The sequence below is a fragment of the Actinokineospora xionganensis genome, from assembly GCF_014323725.1.
GTDB classification, from domain to species: Bacteria; Actinomycetota; Actinomycetes; order Mycobacteriales; family Pseudonocardiaceae; genus Actinokineospora; species Actinokineospora xionganensis.
The window spans coordinates 492,087-511,012 of record NZ_JABVED010000001.1; the positions used below are offsets into that span (position 1 = coordinate 492,087).

An 18,926-nucleotide genomic window follows, 5' to 3' on the forward strand; every position below is an offset into this window, starting at 1 on the left:
GCGTGCACTGGGCTAGGTCAGACACGGAACACCACCGTCCTGGTCAGACAGCGCACGGCGCCGTCGGCGGCCAGAAGGACTTTGAAGTAGTGCGCGTCGGGAATGGTCAGCCCTGGGTCGCTACCGCCGACGAAAGTGATGGTCGTCCGCGCCCCGGGCTCCATCCGCAGCGACCGGCTGTCGAGCATCCGGCAGTTGAAGCGCTCCTCGTGCACGAACGCGGCGCCGACGGCGATGGTCAGCGGTTGGTCGGCGGGCGCCTCAATGGTCACCTCCGCGTCGAACGTGTCGCCGAGCCGGGATTCCGACGGACTGGTGACCGTCACCCGCGCCGGGAACTCGGCGACGCCCGCGACGACTTCGCCGCACCGCAGGCAGACATCCGAACGCAGCACGGGACCGCCCGCGCCGCCCGCTGAGCGCAGCCGCTGGGCGATCGCGCACCGACCACCGCACTGGGGGCACTCGTACAGTTCCTCGTCGCCGACCAGCCGCACCGGTGCGGGCCAGCCGTCCACCAGGCTGTAGTAGGTCTTCGCCGCCCAGCGGACTTCGTTGTCCACCAGCCGGAACTGCAAGTCGGTCAACGCGCGCTCGGCGTCGGCGAAGGCGTTCGCCGCGGCGCGCGCCGCGCCGAGGTCGGCCGCGACCGCGCGGTCCCGCACCGCCCCGGCGGCCAGCCGGTGCGCGGCGTCGACCTCGGCCGTGGCCACGCTCATGCCGAGGCTGCCCAGCCCGCGCAGCCGGTCCAGCCACGGCCGCACCCGTGCGGTCCAGCGCTCGTCAAGATAGCCGGGTGCCTGCTCGATCCAACCGCCCGAGCGCCCGACCGCCGTGGTCAAGACCCAACTGGACGAGTCGCGGGACCGCGGCACCACCAACGGCCCGTCCTGGGCGGCGGCCAGCAGGTCGCGGCCGGGGACAAGCAGCGCGGTGTTCCCCGCGGGCACGTCGACGCCGTCTCGCTCGTCCAGGGAAGCCATCGCCTCGACGGGGTCGCGGTCGGCCGGGGCGGGAACCAGCCCCGCGTCCCCGAACAATGCCAGCCTCCCGCCCGCCGACAGGTCGGCGGCGATCGAGCCGTTCATCTCGGCCGTCGCGGTGCCCAGCGAGGCGCCGGCGCGCAGCAGCGCCCGGAACAGCTGGGCGACATGGCCCGCCCCGTCCCGCACGCCGACCGCGGCGCAGACCGCCAGCGCGTGTCCCTCGACCATGCTCAGCGGGATCGACACGTCGACGCGGACCCTGGCCGCACCCGCCACGGCCGTTCGGCAGCTGTCGAGCACGGTGAACGCCGCGCGAATGTCCGCGGCACGCAGGTGGTCGGTGACCTCGACGTCGTCGCGGTGACAGCGGGGTCCCTGCTGGCAGGCCGTCGGGTGATCCACCCATCCCGACGTCATCGCGGGCTGGATCGTCAGGAGCGGAAGTTCATGCTGACGGCCGCAGATACCCCCGCCCGCGAGGTGCATCAGGCAGCCGCGCGCGTGGCCCCGCCCGGCCAGCACCGCGACACCCCCGGCGAGACCGGCGCGCAGTCCCGCAGGGGTCAGTTGGTCGCCGGTCAGCCAACCGGGGGCGGGGTCGTGGTCGGTGATGGTGTCGAACGAGATGTCGTCCAGGGCCGCCATCACCGCGGGGCCGTGCAGGACGGTCCTGGCGATCAGCCGCGTGGTCGCGGCGAGATCGCGCGCGGCGAGCCAGCCGATCGTGGCGTCGTGGTGCACGGTGGCCAACCGCTCCGGGGTGATCTCGGCCGGCCGAGTGACGACGGTGACCGGTGTTGTCCGCGCTGCCTCCATGGCCTCATCGATCGGACCGAGGTGCAGCGGCCTGCCGGTCGCGCGCGCCAACACCAGCGCGGCCGCGCGCAGCGACAAGTCGTCGCACCAGAGCTCGCCTTGCCATGACCTGGGGTCGTGCTCCTTGGTGACGGGAAGCTCGAGCAAGCCCGCTGCCGCGTCCCCGCCCGTGAGGATGGGCAGTGCACGCTCCAGGCGGTCGACTTCGGCGGCCGCCCGCGCGTACGCCTCCTCGTCGGGAACGAGAACGTACGCCCGCGTGGTCGCGGCGGCGGTGGCAACGTCGGTCATCATCGGTCCGTCTATGTCGTCGGGGTGGCAGCGGGCTTCATGGCCCTGTCGGGAGGATGCGGCGCGGCGTCGAGCTCGGTCCAGCCGTGCAACTCCCCGTCCCGGCCCTGGCGCAGGGAACGCACCCGGGGCACGGCGAGGACGGCCAGTACGGCCAGACAGACACACCCCATGGCGACGACAAGTACCGTCGTGGTGCTGGTCGCCTCGGCGAGTGGGCCCACCGCGGCGTAGCCCAACGGCGCGACCGTGAACGACACGAGCATGTCGTAGGAGCTGACCCGCGACAGCACGTCGTCGGGGATGAGTCGCTGCACCGCGGTGATCCAGACGGTGTTGACGAACGCGACTCCGGCCGCGGACACGAGCGCGGCGCCGACCACGAGCCACAGCGCGGAAGGAACGATGAGGGCGGCCAGTGGGAACACGGTGAGCGCGAGCCCAAGGTGCGCGATGACCAGCGGACGGCGTGGCCGCCAGCGCAGGGCGAGCGCGCCGCCGAGCAGCGACCCGACAGCCATGCTCGTGCTGATCGCGCCCCACGCCGCCGCTCCACCCGCGAGGGTGAAGACGATGACCGGACCGAGCACGAGGAAAGCGCAGAAGCCGAGATTCCACAGCGCGTGGCAGCACAGCGCGATCCAGTACCACGGCCGCGAGGTCACCTCTCGCCAGCCGACGAGCAGATCCGCGAAGAAGCTTGCCTGTCCGCGGGGCTTGCCGTGTGCGACTTGGAGCAACGCGACCGCGATCGCGCTCACCAGGAACGTCACCGCGTCGAGCAGGTAGACCCAGCCGACCGACGTGGTGGCGACTACGACGCCCGCGACGATCGGGCCCAGGATGTCGGAGGTGCTGCGGGAGACGTCCATCAACGCGTTGGCCTGGTGCAGTCGCGCGGCGCTGACGGTTTGGGGGACCATGCCACTGAACGCGGGCTTCGCCATGGCCGCGGCGGCGCCGTAGCAGACCGCCGCGGCGGTCAGCAGCGCGACGCTCGGGCGCTGGGTCAACAGCAGGACGCCCACGCACGACTGGACGACGAGCAGGAACACGTCGCTGCCGATGAGCAGCAGCCGCCGCGACACCCGGTCGGCCAACGTGCCGCCGAACAGCAGCAGCACCACCCTGACCACAGTGGACGTCGCGAGCACGATACCGATGTCGGTCGCCGTCCCGCCGACCGACAGCACCGAGAATGCCAAGGTCAACGGCATGAGCGCGTCACCGAACGATGACGTGGTCCGCGCGATCCACAACAGGCGGAACGGGCGTTCGGCCAGCGCGCCCAACGTGCTCGCCTTGCTCATCCCGCGATCCCGACGAGTCCTCGGCGGTGCAGGAGCGCCTCGATGCCCGGATCCTCGCCCAGCAGGTCGCGCAGGTGGGCCATGGCGTCGCCGGTCCCGCCGCGGGCCAGGACCTTGCGACGGAAGATCTCGCCGGTGGTCCGCGACAGGCCGCCGTTCTCGTCGAACCAACGCTCGGTCGCGGCGTCGAACATCTCGCTCCAGAGATAGGAGTAGTAGCCCGCGCTGTAGTGCTCGGCGGCGAAGATGTGCTCGAAGTACGGCGTCCGGTAGCGCGGCGGGACGACCGCCACCGTGAACCCGGCTCGCTCCAGCGCGATCCGTTCGAACGCGACCGGGTCGGTGATCTCCTCAGGGTGGTCGAGCTGGTGCCATGCGAGGTCCAGCAGGGCCGCGGCGAGGAACTCCGTCGTCGCCTGGCCTTGGTGGAAGGTGGCTGCGTCCTGGACACTCTCGAGTTGCTCACGGGCCAGCGCTGCCCCAGTGGCGTGGTGGCGGGCGTACTCGGCGAGCAACGGGGGCCAGAACATGCACAGCTCGTTGACCTGCGACGGATACTCGACGAAGTCCTGTGGCACCGCCGTGCCACTGAGTCGGGGAAACCGCACGTCTGACAGTAGCGCGTGCAGCGCATGGCCGAATTCGTGGAAGAGCGTCTTCACCTCGAAGAAGGACAACAGCGTCGGGTCGCAGGCTGTCGGTTTGACGATGTTGAGCACGACCGACACCGCCGCTTGCTGTGCCAGCAGCCGAGACTGCGGCACCAGCGTGTGCATCCAGGCGCCACCCTGCTTCGTCTGTCGGGCGTAGAAGTCGACGAGCAGCAGGCCCACGGCGGAGCCATCCGCCTCGAACACGTCGAACGCGCGCACGTCGGGGTGGTAGGCGTCGTGACCGACCCGCTCGGTGAAGGTCAGCCCGTACAGCTCGGTCGCGCCTTGGAAGACCCCGGCCGTGAGAACGGACTCCAGCTCGAAGTAGGGCCGGACCGCGGCCTCATCGATCCCAAGATCACTGCACCTGGCCGCTTCGGCGTAGTACGGCAGGTCCCACGCCTCGATCGTCACACCATCGGCGTCCGCGATCTCCTGCAGCCTGGTCACTTCGGCGCGCGCCTTCGCGACCGCCGCGGGTACGAGACTGGTGAGGACGTCCATCACCGCCGCCGCGGTGCCCGCCGTGCCGATCTCGATGCGGTAGTCGGCGTGGGAGCGGTAGCCGAGCAGCGCGGCGCGCCGTGCCCGCGCGGCGAGGACGCGGATGAGTAGACCGGTGGTGTCGTGCTCGTTCCCGCGGGAACCCCGTGCGCACGACGCGCGGTGGACCCGCTCGCGCAGCGCACGGTCGCGCAGGTGGGTGAGTACGGGTTGGATCGTCGGAAGCGCCAACGTGATCAGGTACCCGTTCGGATGCCCTGCCGCCCGGGCGGCGGCCGCGGCGGCGGCCACTTCGTTCTCGGCCAGGCCGTCGAGTTCGCGCGCGTCGGCGACGTACACCGCGAGATCGTTGGCTTCGGCGACCAGGCGCTGTCCGAAGTCGATCTGCAGCGCCGCGATTTCCATGTCCAGCTCTCGGACGCTCGCCCTGTCGTCGTCGGTGAGGTCCGCTCCCGCGCGGACGAAGTCCCGGTGGTAATGCGCGAGCAGGTCGGCCGACTCCGCGTCCAGGTCGTCGTCGCGATCCACGAGGCAGGTGATTCGCCGCCACAGCCGCCGGTCGAGGTACAGCGCGCCGTGGTGAGCGGCCAGCCGAGGGCCGACCTCGGCCTGGAGTCGTCGCAGTTCGGGCGAGGTGTGCGCCGCGCAGACCGCATCGAGTGCCGCGGTGACGCGCCGCAGGGGAGCGGCCGCGAGATCCAAGGCGACGAGCACATTGTCCACCGACGGCTCGTCGGTGTCGTCGGCGATGCGGTCGACCGCCGTGAGATGCGCGTCCATCGCCCTGTCGAGCGCGTCGCGGAACCAGGCGGCGTCCCAATCGGACGCCCGCAGCCCGCGCGGCAGCTCCTGCCAACTGGAGGACGACATGACGCCCTCCTCGGAATGGACGCGGCTGTGGGCGGACCGGATAGGCACGATCATCCCGATCCCCGGGCCGTTGTGCATGTCCCATAAACAGGGTCTGGTGCGCGGTAGGTGCCGTGATGAGTCTGGTGATCAGTCGGCCTGGGGCCGACGAGTGTGTATCACCCCAAAGTGAGAGGAGTGAGTAATGAGCAACATCACCTTCGAGAAGAAGCCCGCTTTCTTCCGGGTCATGTCCGCCGAGCTGTTCTTCGAGGCGGAGGCAGGCGCCACCACCGCGGAGACCGAGGCCGCGTTCGCGAACGCGGGTGCTGCCCTGCAGCTCGACTCGGAGCTCGACGCCATTCTGGGCTGAGGCTCGCGGGTACACGCTGGATAGTTGGGTGGCAGGGGGGCACACGACCCCTGCCGCCCGTCCGACCACGGATTCACGAGGTGGCTGTGCGCTCTGATCGGACCACACTTCCGTTGCTGCGTCATGGGACTGCCTTCTGCGGCCTGCCGTTCGTGCCGCTGCGCGAGGTCCCCCCGACGGCGGCGGGCGTGGTGATGGGCGCGGGCCACTCGCTGGGGGCACCCCACTCGGGAACCGAGAACGGGCCGCAGTTCCTGCGTACGCTCTCCAAGGCGCACACGTGGTCGGCGGCGGAGCCGGCGGTCATCGACCTCGCGGGTGGGCGGCCGCTGCTGTCCGACGTGTACGACGTCGGTGACATCGAGCTGCCGCGCGACGACCTCGCCCGCGCGCTGGAGCTGATCGAGCGGGCGGTGGCCGCCCTGCCCGATGGCGTCGCCCCCTGTGTCATCGGTGGCGACCACACCGTCACTCTGCCGGTCGTGCGCGCACTGCTGTCGCGAAGCTCCGCGCCCATCTGGGTGGTCCAACTCGACAACCATCTCGATCTACAGTTATGGGGGGAAGATCCCGACCGGTCGGACGGCCGCGAGGCGATCTTCCACACCAACGTCATGTCGCACGTGTCGGACCTGGTGGGACCCGGTCGCCTCCTGCAACTCGGCGTGAACCCCTTCGCCACGGCGGAAGCGACCTCGATCGACTCGGCGCTGGCCTACCTGCGGCGGGTCGGCCGCCAGGTCGGCGTCACCGACCCGGCGCTCACCGACGCGGCGGCGCTGTCCGAGCTCGCCGGCCGCGGCCGCGACATCTACCTGACGGTGGACGTCGACGTGCTCGACTGGCAGTCGATGTCCGCCACCGGCTACCCGGCCGAGGTGGGGCTGACCGTCACCCAACTGCTGCGTGTCATCGACATCGTCCTCGCGGGCAACCGCCTTCTCGGCTGCGACATCGTCGAGTTCAGCGCGGACACCGCCGACCGCACCCCCAAGACCCTCGCCGACGGCGGCCGGGCCGTGACGATTCTGCTGCACCTGCTGCGCCACCTGCGCGGTGGCGGTGCCGCGTGACCAGGAAGGAAAGTCGGTTGGCTGGCAACGCCTTTCAGCAAACGATGCTCGGGCTGGAGTTCGACACGACCGGGCCCGACGCGGCTGACCTGTTTTCCCAGGCGTGCGTCGAGCAGTACCACGACTCCGACCCGGGACAGTACGGCTACCTCTTCGCGCAGGTCTTCGAGGCGCAGGTGGTGCAGGAGGTCGCCGCCATCGAGGGCGTCGACCACGAGGCCGTCACCACGCTGGCGTACCAGCCGACCGCGACCATCGCGGCACTGGCGGAAGCGGTCGACAACGTCCAGGACCTCCCCGTGGTCGGCCAGGTGCACCTCACCGCCGCACTGGTCAGCATCTCGCGCTTCGACGTCGCGGCCAAGGTCCTCGCCACCGCGGCGCGGCGGGCCGCGACGGCTCGCGACGAGTTCGAGATCGCCATGCTCGACTTCGTCATCCGCAACCGCCGCGACGACGGCGCGGGCGTGGCGCAGGCTTTCGCACGGATGCGCGCCGCGATCGAAACCGGACAACTCCCCCCGGAACGGACGGTGGACGCCTGCGCCCAAGGGGTCGTCTGGTACCTCAAACGCCGCGAGCTGGCCGAGGCCGACTACGAGTGGTTCATGGCGAAGGGTGCCGAACTCGCCGATCAGGACGGCTTGGTGGAGCCCGCCGCTCTGTCGTCGTGGTACCGCGGCATCGCGATGGTGCCCGCCGCACGGGGCGAGGTCGAGGCGACCCGGCGGTATATGGAGCGGGCGCGTGACGCGGCGAACGCGACCCTCGACCGGCGCGACCGTCCCTACGAACTGCACCTGATGAAGACCTATCACGAGTCCTCGCTCAAGGAACACCTCTTCCTCACCCGCGACCTCGACCGCGTGGAAGAGTCGGGTCGGGCGCTGATCGAACTGGATCCTGCCTGGTCGCCGAGCTACGGCGAACTCGCCGAGGCATACGTGAAGTTCGGCCGGTACGAGCAGGCCGCCGCCCTGTTCGAACAGGCCGCGCTGATCGGGCCGCCCTATGTCGGCTATCACGAACTGCACGCGGCCCGGTGTCACGACAAGCTCGGCAACGACGAGCAGGCGCTCGCGCTGTACCTGCGGCTGGTCGAGCGCGGTGCGACCCAGGACGACGTGCTCGACCCGGCCAGGCGCCTGGCCGCGAAGACGGGCAGGCCCGCCGCCGCGCTGCTGTCCGCACCGGATCCGGCATGACGGCACCTGCCGCCTTCCGACATGACCCGGTCAAGTCGGTGCTCGCCGGTTCCGCTGACGGCTCACACGACTGGGGCGCCGAGCCCGCGGTGTGCGGGTACCGGAAGCTGACATATGACAACCGGACACTCGGCAAAACCATCAACGTGCCGGTGAGCGCGAGTCCCGCCGTGGTCAGTGGCCTCGGTGTCGTCGTCGCCGCCGACGACGGATTCGTGCGGCTCTTCGACGCACCGCTGCGGCGGGAGTTCTGGCGGCGCCGCCTCGACAGTTCGATCTACGCCTCGGTCGTGGTCGACCAAGCCGACCGCACACTCGTCGTCGCGGCGACCAGCGGCCAGCTCCAGTGCGTCGACCTCCGGGGGACGCTGGTGTGGTCGGCCCATGCCGAAGGGCAGATCTGTGCGACACCTGTGGTCACCGACAAGTCCCGGGTGCTCGTGGTGCCGATCTTCCCGGGCCGCTGCCTGGGCATCGCGGTCGACACCGGCACGATCGTGTTCGACCGGGAGGTTCCCGCGCCCTGGTATGCCGCGCACGGTGGCGTCGCGGGCCACCGCGACCCCTACGCCAGTCCACTGCCGACCCCGGACGGCGGAGCCATCGTGTGCGCGGGCGAGACCGTGCTGTCTCTCGACGCGGACGGTGGCCAGGTGTGGCGGCGTGATGTCGATGCAGGAATCAAGGCGTCACCGGTGTTCGCCCGGGCCACCGGTGAGGTCATCGCGTTCACGACGGCGGGCCAGTGCGTGTTCCTCGACGCGGCGACCGGCCGCGTGAACGGCGTCCTCGAACTGGGCACGAAGATCACCGCCAGTCCGGCCGTGTCCGGCGACGTGATCGCCGTCGGGGGACAGGGCAACGTGTCGTACGGGGTCGACTCGATACGACGAGAGGTTCGTTGGCGCAGCGACCAGTGCGCGCCGAAGTCGTACACCTCGTTCACCGTGCTGCCCAACGGAGACTTCGTCGCCGTCAACGAGCGCGGCAACGTCGTGTGCCTCGAACGTGCAGGCGGGCGGTTCCGCTGGGAGAGCAGCCAGGTGCTGGGCCTGGTCGACCACGAGCCCGCCATGGACACGACGCCCGTCGCCGCCCCTGACGGAAACATGTACTGCGCCTCCTACGACGGCGACGTCTACCGATTCCTGTTCAAACCGATTCCCGGGAACCATCATGTCGAGTGACGTCGTCGACGCACCAGAGCGAGAGAGCCTCGAGGCGCTCGAGGCGGATTTGGCCGCGATGATGGCCCGGCTGCGGGACATCATGGCCGACGGCCTCACCGAGGAAGGCCTCGTCGAGGTCACGGCCATCTACAACAACGTCGCCTACATCTTCCTGTATCTGGAAGCCAACGAGGAACACGTCCAGTACGACCGGCTGTTGCCATGGCGTGATGCCTTCCACCGTGACGAGGACCTCGACCGACGTATGCTCGCCCTGCTCACCGAGCTCGTCTGCGCTGATCCCGAAGCGGAGGAGTCGCGGCTGGCCTACATCCGCCAGCTCCAGGACAAGGCGACGCAGCCCGACTCCGAGCACGAGCGGCGCATCGAAGAACTGCTGGCACAGGCCAAGGGCACGCTCACCGACCTGCGCTCCGCTCAGTCGGCGCTGTTGGCTCGCCTCGGACTGCCTGATGTCGCCAGCCCGACCGCTGCCTTCTACCGGCTGATCAGCGACACACCGAACCCCGGGACCAGGGAGAAGCTCGCGCGGGCGTGGAACATGGCCAGGGACGCGGTGCACGACCCGCTGACCGAGAAGATCGACCGGATGGTGACGGTCCGCCGTGAGGCCGCCGCCGTCGCCGGGTACCCGACGCCATTGGCCCACACGCTGACCAAGTGCAAGGTCGGTGAGGACGAGGTCGAACGGTTCATCGACGGCTACCTGCCCAAGGCCGTCGCGGGCTACGAACGCCTCGGCGAGCGGGTGCGCGCGACACTCGAGGTCGACGGTCATGTCGCCGACCACTTCGGCCACTTCATGCGGACGATCGCGGCGGGTGCCCGCACCCCGTTGTTCCGGCTCGACGAGTGTCTCGACTTCATCTTCCAGGTCGCGCGCAGTGTGTTCGGCTTGCGGCTGGTCCGCCTGCCCAGCGGCAGCGAGCACGTCATCCGGGTCAGGGCCGATTCGGCCGCGGGCGAGGTCGGGCTCATCAACTTCGACCTCTGGGACACGAATACGAAGACCACGGGCGCCAACCACACAAAGGGATTGCGCAACCGCACCGACTGGAGCGGACTGGTGCAGACCCCGGTGGCCTATGTGTCGTGCCGGTTTCAACGCGGCGACTCGGACATCAACCAGATCACCTTCCAGAACGTGCACAGCCTCTTCCACGAGTTCGGGCACGCGATAAACCACCTGCTGATCCGGCGCCGCATCTCCAACCGGTCCGGCCTGGAGTACCTGCCGCTGGAGCGGTTGGAGTTCCTGAGCATGTGGTTCGAGAAATGGGTCTACCACCCGGAGTTCGAGAGCGCTGTGACCCTGCCGGGCGTTGGCGCCGATGCCGTACGCCTGTGCCGCAGGCTCAAGGCGCTGGAATACCAGCGGACCTATGTCGAGCGAGCGATCACCGCCGCCCTCGACTTCGAGGTGCACCGAGCCGCGGAGGGCGGGCTCGCGGCGGCGTTCGCGACGCTCGATGACCGTTACGGCGTGGCCCGGTACTGCGACCTGGCCGACTTTCCCGTCTACTTCACGTGGCCGATGTACCAGGCGAACCCCGGGGCGAACTTCGCCTATCTGTGGGGCGCCGCCGACAGTGTGGAGAAGTTTCTTCCGTACGAGAACCTGACGCTCGACGAGATCGAGAAGCGTCCGGGACCGGACGACGCGTTCGCGTCGTGCCTCGACTTCGCACTGCCGACCCACACCCCAGGTACCGGCGCGGCCGTCGACTTCTACGACCGCGTGGCGGACAACGGCGGTGCGCGGTGACGACCCCACCCGTCGGCTACACGAACGCCGCGCTCGGACCGAGGGAACCGATCCTCGACGACATCCTGCGGTCGTCGCTGCTGGAGCACCGGCTGCCGACCATCCAGGTCGACGACAACGCGGCCAGGCTCCTGCAGCTGCTCACCACGCTGCGCGCGCCGCGTCGGGTGCTGGAGATCGGCACGCTGTTCGGGTACTCGACCATTCACCTGGCGCGCGGCCTACCCGCGGGCGCGACGTTGACCAGTCTTGAGGTGGACCCGCGGGCCGCTGACGTCGCGAGGGCCAATCTGGGCAAGGCCGGTGTCGGCGATCGAGTCGAGGTGATCACCGGCGACGCCCGCGACTACCTGCGCGCGGCGCCGCGCGACGAGTTCGGCCTGATCTTCATCGACGCCGACAAAAGATCCTATGTGGACTATCTGAAACTGGCGTTCCCGCTGCTGGAGAGCGGCGGCCTGCTCGTCGCCGACGACGCGTTCGCGGTGGGCGACTTCGGCGGCGAGCGTGTCGCAGGCGACGACGACGCCGAGGCCGCGGCGATCCGCACCTATGTGGCCGCCGTCGCCCGCAGCCCACACCTGTTCTCCTGTTTCGCGGGCACCGAGTCCGGTCTGATCATCAGCATCAAGGGGTAGCGCATGACCGGCAAGCGAGCGTTTGTCACGGGGGTCAGCAAGGGCCTCGGCGCCCATCTGGCGTCGTGTCTTGCCAAGGACGGTTGGCAGGTCACCGGCGTGGGACGCAGACCGCGCGAGTCGGCCGAGGTGTCCGCCGCGGTCGACTACCTGCAGGCGGACTTGTCCTCCGCCGAGGTCATCGGCGGGCTCGTCGCCAAAATGGACGCGGTGCCGGACCTGGTGGTGCACAACGCGGTCACCTACCCCGACCGCGCGGCGGGGCGGCCGGAGCTGGACACCATCGAGACCACGATGCGCGTCAACGCGCTCGCGCCCTACGAGCTCACCCTCGACCTCCTCGCCGCCAAGCCCGACGACCAGTTCTGCTCGGTCGTCGTCATCAACTCCGAGTCGGTCTACCACGCCGATGCCGACTCGGCCGTGTACGCGGCGAGCAAGGCCGCGCTGCGCGTGCTCACCGGCGGGCTGGCGGCGGCGTGCCGATCGACGAACGCGGCGGTGAGCACACTCATGCTCGGGCCCCTCGGCGACGCGAACAAGGTCGAGGAGATCCGCAGGATCGCCGAGAAACGCGGGGCGACTCCCGCCGAGATCACGCGGCTGTTCCTACGCCGGTCGAATCCGGATCTCGTGATCGATGATTTCATCGACTTCGATGCCTGCTACCTGAGCCTGCGCTACCTCGCCGAGCTGGGTGCGGTCGCCAACGGCATGCTTTGCAGGCTGGACGGCGGCTCGGCGGGAACCCTGGTGTAGGACGGGCCATGCGCTACAGCCTGCTTGGCCGAACCGGCCTCAAAGTCTCCGTGCTGTCCCTCGGCGCGGCCTCGCTCGGATCGCGTTGGGGCCAACGCTGGACCATGTCGCGCCCGGCGGCGGAGCATTTGGTCGGCGCAGCGCTCGATCACGGGATCAACCACTTCGACACCGCCAACGTCTACAACATGGGTGAGAGCGAGGAGTGGCTGGGCGCTATCCTGCACGGGCTGTCGGCGCGGGAGCGCTGCGTCGTGTCCACCAAGTTCGGCTACCGGACCTCCCCGGACGACCCGAACAGTGGGGGAGCGGGCCGCAAGAACATGTACACCTCGGTCGAGCGCTCGCTGCGGCGATTGCGGACCGACTACCTCGATGTGCTGTACCTGCACCTGTGGGACAGAGTGACGCCGGTCGAGGAGACTCTCGAGGCAGCGTCGGACCTGGTTCGCTCCGGGAAGATCCGCCACTTCGGGCTGAGCAACGTGCCGGGCTGGTACCTCGGCGCCGCCGACGCGATGGGTCGGAACACGGGGATGACCACTCCGGCGGCGGTCCAGCTCAACTACAACCTGCTCACCCGCGCCGCGGAACCGGAGTTCCTCTCGTTCCAACGGTACAGCGGCATCGGCCTGGTGGCCTGGGGTCCGCTCGCCAACGGCCTGCTCAGCGGCCGCTACACCATCGACGCGGCAGGCCGTCGGATCAGCGGCGGCGGCCGCCTGACGGAGACATTCACGACCGGCGACGTCGATCCGTTCAACCCCGTCGTGTCGCGGGTGCTGCGGTGCCTGACGGCGCTGGCGGCCAGGCTCGGACACCCGCCCGCGTCGATCGCGTTGGCCTGGCTGCTGCGCAAACCCGAGGTGACGTCCGTACTGATGGGCGTGTCGACCATCGAGCAGCTCAACGAGAACCTCGCCGCTACCGAAGTGCCGCTGGACGACGAGGCGCTGACTGAGATCGACCAAGCGAGCCTCGAGCCCCCTGTTCACCCGTATCCGTTCCTGACCGACGAACTGCAGGAACTGGTGCACGGGAACGACAATCAGAAAGGCGAGTGAGCCAGATGACGGAGTCGGAGCCAACGAAGCCATGGTGCGTAGTGGACTTCCCGGTCGACCACGACGCGCTGAAAGCTGATATCGAGGTGATCGACGCCATGGTCTGGGACCCCCAGGCCACGGCAGGTGTCGACCAGATCATCACGCGTCGCGACGACGTCGACCACGCCGTCATCTCGCTGATCAGCCCGAACGCCGACATCGAGCGCACCGACCCGGGCCGTCCCGGCGAGGAGTACGGCCGCACGCGGGTACTCGACCAGTTGCCCACCATCGCCGCGCTGATCGACGCGCTCCCGTGCGACAAGATGTCGGTCCGGCTGATGCGCCTGACCCCGGGCGGCCAGGTCGCGCTGCACGTGGACAGCTTCTTCGGGTTCGACTACGGCAAGGTGCGCCTGCATGTGCCGCTGACGACAACATCGACGTCGCGGATGGTCTTCGGCGACGACACGATCCACTGGCCACCCGGCAACCTCTGGTACGGCGACTTCAGCACCATGCACACCATCACCAACGACGGGCCAGGCGACCGGGTCCACATCGTCGCGGACCTGCTGCTCAGCGACGAACTGGTCGCCCTGTTCCCCGAGTCGCACCGCCCGCTCGACCCGATGATCAGTAGGCGTCCGCTCGAACAGGCGCCGCCTCCGCCACTGGCCGCCGGGACCTGGCCCGCCGAGGTCAGCGGCCGTGCGCTGGACTGGACCCGCAAGGACGATGCGGCACTGGACGCGCCGGTCGCGGTCGAGTTCGTCGTCGACGACGACGGCACGTTCGCCATGCGCTTTCCCAGCGGCGTGCTGGCGACGCTGTGGCCGGTCGCCGATGGTGCCTACCGGGTCGGCCGCATGCCGGAGGAGACCATGGTCGTCGTCGAGGACGGCGTGATCAGTGTCGTGCGGCGCCGCGGCGACGTCCGCAGGAGCTTCCCCTGCACCCTACGCGCAGAGAATGCCCGATGACCGTCGCCAAGCCGCGCCTCCTGCTCGTTGACGCGCCGGGAGGGCCCCAGCCGGAGGAACTGCGCGATTCACTGTCGGATGTCGGCTCCGTGCACGTACTCATGGTGCGGTGGGGTGACGAAGCCCAGGTGGCGCGTCGCCGCGAGCCGTTGGCCGCGCTCGGACCCGTCACGATGGTGGCCCGCCCGGACCACGTGGTCGAGTTCGGCGTCGCGCTGGGCGCCGAGCACAGGTTCGATGGGGTGATCGCGTTCAGCGAGCTGGTCGCCATGCAGGCGGGTCTGCTGGCCAACCTGCTCGCCGTGCCGTCGAGTCCGCCGTCGGCGACGTTGGCCACCAAGCACAAGGACCTGCAACGGGCGCTGCTCGCGGCCAACGGGGTTCCGTCGCCCGTGTATCGGGTGGTGCGCGACCCGGCGGACCTCGCGGCGTGCCATGACCTGACCTTCCCTGTCATTCTCAAGCCCGCTGCCGGGGTCAGCAGCTTCTGTGTCGTCCGCGCGAAGGACCCCGCCGAACTCGTCCGGCGTCACGCCGACGCGGTCGAACGGTTCTTGAGTCACCCGGTGAGCAACGGTGTCGCCCCGGTGTTTCTGGTGGAAGAGGAGGTCGTGGGGCAGCGTTGGCACGCCGACGAGCGGTTCGGCACCCAGGTGAGCGTAGAGAGCATCGTCCATCGCGGGGTCTGCCACCACATCGGTGTCACTGACAAGACCCCGATGGTCAAGGACTTCCGCGAGGAAGGGCATTTCACGCCCACCGCGCTGCCCGCCGCGGCGGTCAGCGCGGTCACAGATGTGGCCACCCGGGCGATCACGGCAGTGGGCCTCACGACGGGCGCGGTCCACACCGAGTTGATGCTCACCGAGGGCGGCCCGGTCGTGCTGGAGGTCAACGGCCGCGTCGGCGGCAGCGTCTACGGGCTGATGAAGTACGCGTACGGGTGCGACGTCATCCGCGCGGTCGCCGAGAACGCCGTCGGGATCGCGCCGCGGCCAACCGGTCCCGCGCTGGTCCACGCCGCGTCCATTCGTACCCAGCCGCCTGCCGGTCGGTTCCGGGTCGCCGCGGTCGACGACCATCTCGTGGCGGACGGTCTGCGCCGCACCACTTGGGGAATGCTCGACAAGCCCGTCGGCACGGAGTTCGACACCGGCGACGGCTCAGCGAGCAACCTCGCTCGCTACGTGGCCACCGCCGCGAGCGGTGACGAGCTGTTCGCCACAGTCGAGCAGGTCAACAAGAGCATCCGTGCCGCGGTGACGCTGGAACCGCTGCCGTAGCGCGGAAGTGGGGGACGGTACCCCGGTCGGTCTCCGTCCCCCCCGCCGTCACACCCGGGCACCTGGCAGGCGCTCGCGCTGCAGCGAACAGACCAGGTCGGCGACCTCCGCGTCCGAGATGCGTCTGAGCAACTCGACGGTGGCACGCCGGATCTCCGAGACCGCCGAGGCTCGTTCCTCATCGGACAGGTAGGCGTGCAGAGCGCTGATCGGCTGATGGCCGAGCGCGCGAGATCGCACCACCTGACCGACGAAGGGCATGACCGCGGCGTAGAGCGACACGGCCGGACACACCAGTGACAGGCTCAGCGACGCCGCGTCGGAAACACCATGGTGCAGCCAGAACAGCGGAAGGTACAGCAGGTCGCCGGGCTCCAGGGTGAACAGGACGCCTTGGCCGTCGGGGATCTCATGTCCGCCTACGCCCGGCACGTTCAGCATGCGCTTGGCGATGTCGGCCTGGTCGAGATGCTCCGGCGCCGCCAGCGTCCAGTGCTTGACGCCCTCCTGCTGCAGCACGAAGTTGTCGCTGTGGTCGAAGTGCGCGCCGATGCCACTGGGGGAGTAGGTGCGGATGGCATCGAACCAGGTCTTCGGCGCGGCGAAGTCGGCGCCGAACGTGCCTGCCCGCTCCAGCAGATCCGGTACGTGCGCCGACACGTTCTCGATGAACGTCACCTCGCCCGCCCGTTCCCGGATGTCGGCGCCTGCCGCGGTCGCGGCCGCGTAGGCCGCGTCGAAGTCCGCTCCGGTGAACCGCCGCCCGAGGAAGCTCTCGGCGCCACCGCGGATGAACATCGGCTTGCGCCGCCAGTATTCGGAGAAGAACCGCACGGGATCGAAGGCGGGTTCAACGAATTCCGACGTGGGGTCCACGAGTCTCCCTGTGTCGAAGGTCCTCCAGCCACCCTAGCCTCGGCGCGCACTCGCCGATGTCCCACGTTTTGGCTACGGCACCCTGCCCAGGGTGTGCAGCATGTACTGCTCGCGGTCGTAGGGGTTCGCGCCGGCGCGCGGATTCACCGGGGGAGTTCCGGGATAGGGCCGGTAGCTGTCGAACTCGGTGACCACCACACCCTCACCTCTGGTCAGCTCCGGCACTCGTCGCGTCAGCGCGACGACGCCGCTGGCGGGCAGGCGGCCACGGAGGACGACGATGGTGGCCTCACGCGTCTCCTGCTCCTCCACGACAGCGCGCAGGGGAACCAGCACCTGCATCACCGCGCTCACGCAGTCCTCCGGTACCTCCATGACCAGCCGGTGCACCGGTTCGTGGACCCGGGTACCCGCCATCGTCAGCGCCTTGGCCACGACCAGCGGCGTCGCGTTGCGGAAGTCGCCCGCGGCGCTGATCGGGCTCGCGTAACCCGTGCGGAACAGCGTCACGGCGACGTCGATGACCTCCCAACCGTGCGGGCCTCTGCGCAAGGTCTCCCTGGTGGTCTCCTCGATCGCCTTGTGGAAGGCGAGCGGGAGCCCGCCGAGTTCGACATCGAGTCCGAACGTGATCCCGGTCCCCGGCGGCGCGGGCTCGATCCGTAGCCCCACGGTGGCCCAGAAGAAGTTGAGGCCCTCGAAATTGATCTCCTCTAGGGCTTCGCCGACACCTGTGGGCCGCTCGACGTAGATCGTGCGGGCTTCCTCGAAGGTGACGGCGAGGTCGAACTGCTCGCGCAGGGTATCGGCGATGACCTCCATCTGCACCTCGCCGTAGAGCCGCACTCGCAGGACGCCGGTGTCCTTGTCCTGATGGATGTTGATTAGCGGATCCTGCTCGGCCAACCGTCCAAGCGCGGTGAACAACCGCGTGCGGTCCTGATGGGACTCGGGGGAGATCACGGTCTCGAGCGTGGGCGGCGCGATCAGGCCGCCACCGGGCAGATCGTCGGACGAGCCGAGCTGGTCGCCGATCCTGGCCTCCGCCAGGCCCCACAGCTTGGCGATCGAGCCCGCGGGCGCGTTGTCATCGCACACGCCCGCGCCATCGCGGTACACCCGCACAGCCGATGGTCTGCCGGTGAGTTCTTGGACGCCGTCGTGCAGGCTCGAGCGGTAGAACGGGATGCGCTCCCGGGCACGGATCGTGCCGCTGTGGACGCGGGCATAGCAGATCTTCTCGCCCGCGCGGCCACGCTCGATCTTGAAGATCGTCGCGCGCGGCGGATCGTCGGCTGCCCCCGCCGACGCGCTCGGCAGCAAATCGACGATGCCGCGCGCGAGATGTTCCACACCTTCGCCGGTGATGGCGGATCCGAAGTACACCGGGTGAACCCACCCGGCCCGGGCCTGCCGGGCCAACTCGGCGTAGCGCAGCTCGTCGCTGAGCTCCACGGCGTCGTCGACGAACGCGGACAGGAAGGTGTCGGACCGCTCGGCCAGTACCTCGGTCATCCGCTCCAGTGGCAACGGTATCGCCCGTGCCCCACGGGTGCCGATGTCGGTGACCTCGGTCATCGGCACACAGCCAGGCGCGAGCGTGTCATTGATCGACTTGAGCAGATCCTCGTAGCGGGCGCCCATGCGGTCGATCTTGTTGACGAACAGCAGTACCGGGATGCCGAGCGACTTCAGCAGCCGCATGATGATCCGGGTACGCGCCTGAATGCCCTCGACCGCCGAAATGACAAGCACGGCGCCGTCGAGGACGCGAAGGGCCCGTTCCACCTCGCCCGCGAAGTCGGAGTGGCCGGGTGTGTCAATGAGATTGACCTGGGTATCGCCGATATGGAGCGCTACGACGGCGGACTGGATGGTGATGCCGCGCCTGCGCTCCAGTTCCATAGAGTCGGTGGTCGTATCGCCGCGATCCACGCTACCCACGTGGTCGATGAGTCCGGCGTTGAACAGCAATCGCTCGGTCAGGCTGGTCTTTCCAGCGTCAACATGGGCGAGAATGCCGAGATTGACAAAGGTCATGATAAGGGAGGTCTCCGCTGATGGCAGTCGTCGGTTCGTCAGTGAATCTGCGGCTCAGTCGGCGCATCGGGAAGACCTCCATCTCGCATTTACGCAGGCGAGTATAGCCGATGATCGACTGGCATGCAGGGAGTATGAGCCAAGCCCGTCGTGGCGGGCAAAGGGCCTGGTCAACAGTCTGAACGCGTGCTCGTCGGCGTACTGAGGGGGATGTCGCGCGTGCTGCCCGGGTGATCGCGATGTGTGAATCCCGCATTCCGCCTACCATCCGTTCCCGTGGATTGAA

Annotated in this window: 15 protein-coding genes; 10 read left to right on the top strand and 5 right to left on the bottom strand. The window is 69.1% G+C overall.

Annotation, left to right across the window (positions count from 1 at the left end):
- Nucleotides 1–17 precede the first annotated feature (17 nt).
- The 3 genes from GPZ80_RS02295 to GPZ80_RS02305 are packed head-to-tail and all read right to left on the bottom strand — an operon-like array spanning nt 18 to nt 5,430.
- Complete coding sequence (locus GPZ80_RS02295; protein WP_187218052.1) at nt 18–2,093, bottom strand: hypothetical protein; 2,076 nt, start codon at nt 2,091–2,093, stop codon at nt 18–20.
- Nucleotides 2,094–2,104: 11 nt separating this feature from the next.
- Nucleotides 2,105–3,403, bottom strand: coding sequence for an MFS transporter (locus GPZ80_RS02300; RefSeq protein ID WP_187218053.1), 1,299 nt, complete (start codon nt 3,401–3,403; stop codon nt 2,105–2,107).
- Entirely contained in the window at nt 3,400–5,430 is a 2,031-nt protein-coding gene (locus GPZ80_RS02305; RefSeq protein ID WP_187218054.1) for a M3 family metallopeptidase, read from the bottom strand. Before GPZ80_RS02305 ends, GPZ80_RS02300 begins: the two co-directional genes overlap by 4 nt.
- Nucleotides 5,431–5,614: 184 nt before the next feature.
- Here GPZ80_RS02305 and GPZ80_RS02310 point away from each other — a divergent pair, with 184 nt between their 5' ends.
- The 10 genes from GPZ80_RS02310 to GPZ80_RS02355 all read left to right on the top strand — a co-directional run bounded on the left by GPZ80_RS02310 (nt 5,615) and on the right by GPZ80_RS02355 (nt 15,724).
- Nucleotides 5,615–5,782, top strand: a complete 168-nt coding sequence (locus GPZ80_RS02310; RefSeq protein WP_187218055.1) for a hypothetical protein — start codon at nt 5,615–5,617, stop codon at nt 5,780–5,782.
- A gap of 80 nt (nt 5,783–5,862) precedes the next feature.
- Nucleotides 5,863–6,855 carry an arginase family protein gene (locus tag GPZ80_RS02315; RefSeq protein WP_187218056.1) on the top strand — a complete coding sequence of 331 codons (993 nt, stop codon included), beginning with the start codon at nt 5,863–5,865 and terminating at the stop codon, nt 6,853–6,855.
- Nucleotides 6,856–6,872: 17 nt separating this feature from the next.
- Nucleotides 6,873–8,060, top strand: coding sequence for a tetratricopeptide repeat protein (locus GPZ80_RS02320; protein WP_187218057.1), 1,188 nt, complete (start codon nt 6,873–6,875; stop codon nt 8,058–8,060).
- Nucleotides 8,057–9,247 carry an outer membrane protein assembly factor BamB family protein gene (locus tag GPZ80_RS02325; RefSeq protein ID WP_187218058.1) on the top strand — a complete coding sequence of 397 codons (1,191 nt, stop codon included), beginning with the start codon at nt 8,057–8,059 and terminating at the stop codon, nt 9,245–9,247. Before GPZ80_RS02320 ends, GPZ80_RS02325 begins: the two co-directional genes overlap by 4 nt.
- On the top strand, nt 9,237–11,015 hold the full coding sequence (locus GPZ80_RS02330; RefSeq protein WP_187218059.1) for a M3 family metallopeptidase: 1,779 nt from the start codon (nt 9,237–9,239) through the stop codon (nt 11,013–11,015). Before GPZ80_RS02325 ends, GPZ80_RS02330 begins: the two co-directional genes overlap by 11 nt.
- The gene (locus GPZ80_RS02335) at nt 11,012–11,653 is read left to right on the top strand and encodes an O-methyltransferase (protein WP_187218060.1); all 642 of its coding nucleotides are present in this window, start codon (nt 11,012–11,014) and stop codon (nt 11,651–11,653) included. Before GPZ80_RS02330 ends, GPZ80_RS02335 begins: the two co-directional genes overlap by 4 nt.
- 3 nt (nt 11,654–11,656) lie before the next feature.
- Nucleotides 11,657–12,412 (top strand): SDR family NAD(P)-dependent oxidoreductase, encoded by a 756-nt coding sequence (locus GPZ80_RS02340; RefSeq protein ID WP_187218061.1) that lies wholly within the window; start codon nt 11,657–11,659, stop codon nt 12,410–12,412.
- 8 nt (nt 12,413–12,420) lie between these two features.
- Nucleotides 12,421–13,476: an aldo/keto reductase gene (locus tag GPZ80_RS02345; RefSeq protein WP_187218062.1), complete on the top strand. Its 1,056-nt coding sequence runs from the start codon at nt 12,421–12,423 to the stop codon at nt 13,474–13,476.
- A 41-nt stretch (nt 13,477–13,517) separates the two neighbouring features.
- Nucleotides 13,518–14,441 carry an aspartyl/asparaginyl beta-hydroxylase domain-containing protein gene (locus tag GPZ80_RS02350; protein WP_187218063.1) on the top strand — a complete coding sequence of 308 codons (924 nt, stop codon included), beginning with the start codon at nt 13,518–13,520 and terminating at the stop codon, nt 14,439–14,441.
- A complete protein-coding gene (locus GPZ80_RS02355) occupies nt 14,438–15,724 on the top strand; it encodes an ATP-grasp domain-containing protein (protein WP_187218064.1) in 1,287 nt (428 codons plus the stop codon). Before GPZ80_RS02350 ends, GPZ80_RS02355 begins: the two co-directional genes overlap by 4 nt.
- A 48-nt stretch (nt 15,725–15,772) precedes the next feature.
- Here GPZ80_RS02355 and GPZ80_RS02360 read toward each other — a convergent pair whose 3' ends face one another.
- Together GPZ80_RS02360 and GPZ80_RS02365 are read right to left on the bottom strand one after the other, a co-directional pair.
- The gene (locus GPZ80_RS02360) at nt 15,773–16,600 is read right to left on the bottom strand and encodes a JmjC domain-containing protein (protein WP_187218065.1); all 828 of its coding nucleotides are present in this window, start codon (nt 16,598–16,600) and stop codon (nt 15,773–15,775) included.
- Between the two features lie 72 nt (nt 16,601–16,672).
- Nucleotides 16,673–18,640, bottom strand: a complete 1,968-nt coding sequence (locus tag GPZ80_RS02365; RefSeq protein WP_187218066.1) for an elongation factor G — start codon at nt 18,638–18,640, stop codon at nt 16,673–16,675.
- Nucleotides 18,641–18,926 lie beyond the last annotated feature (286 nt).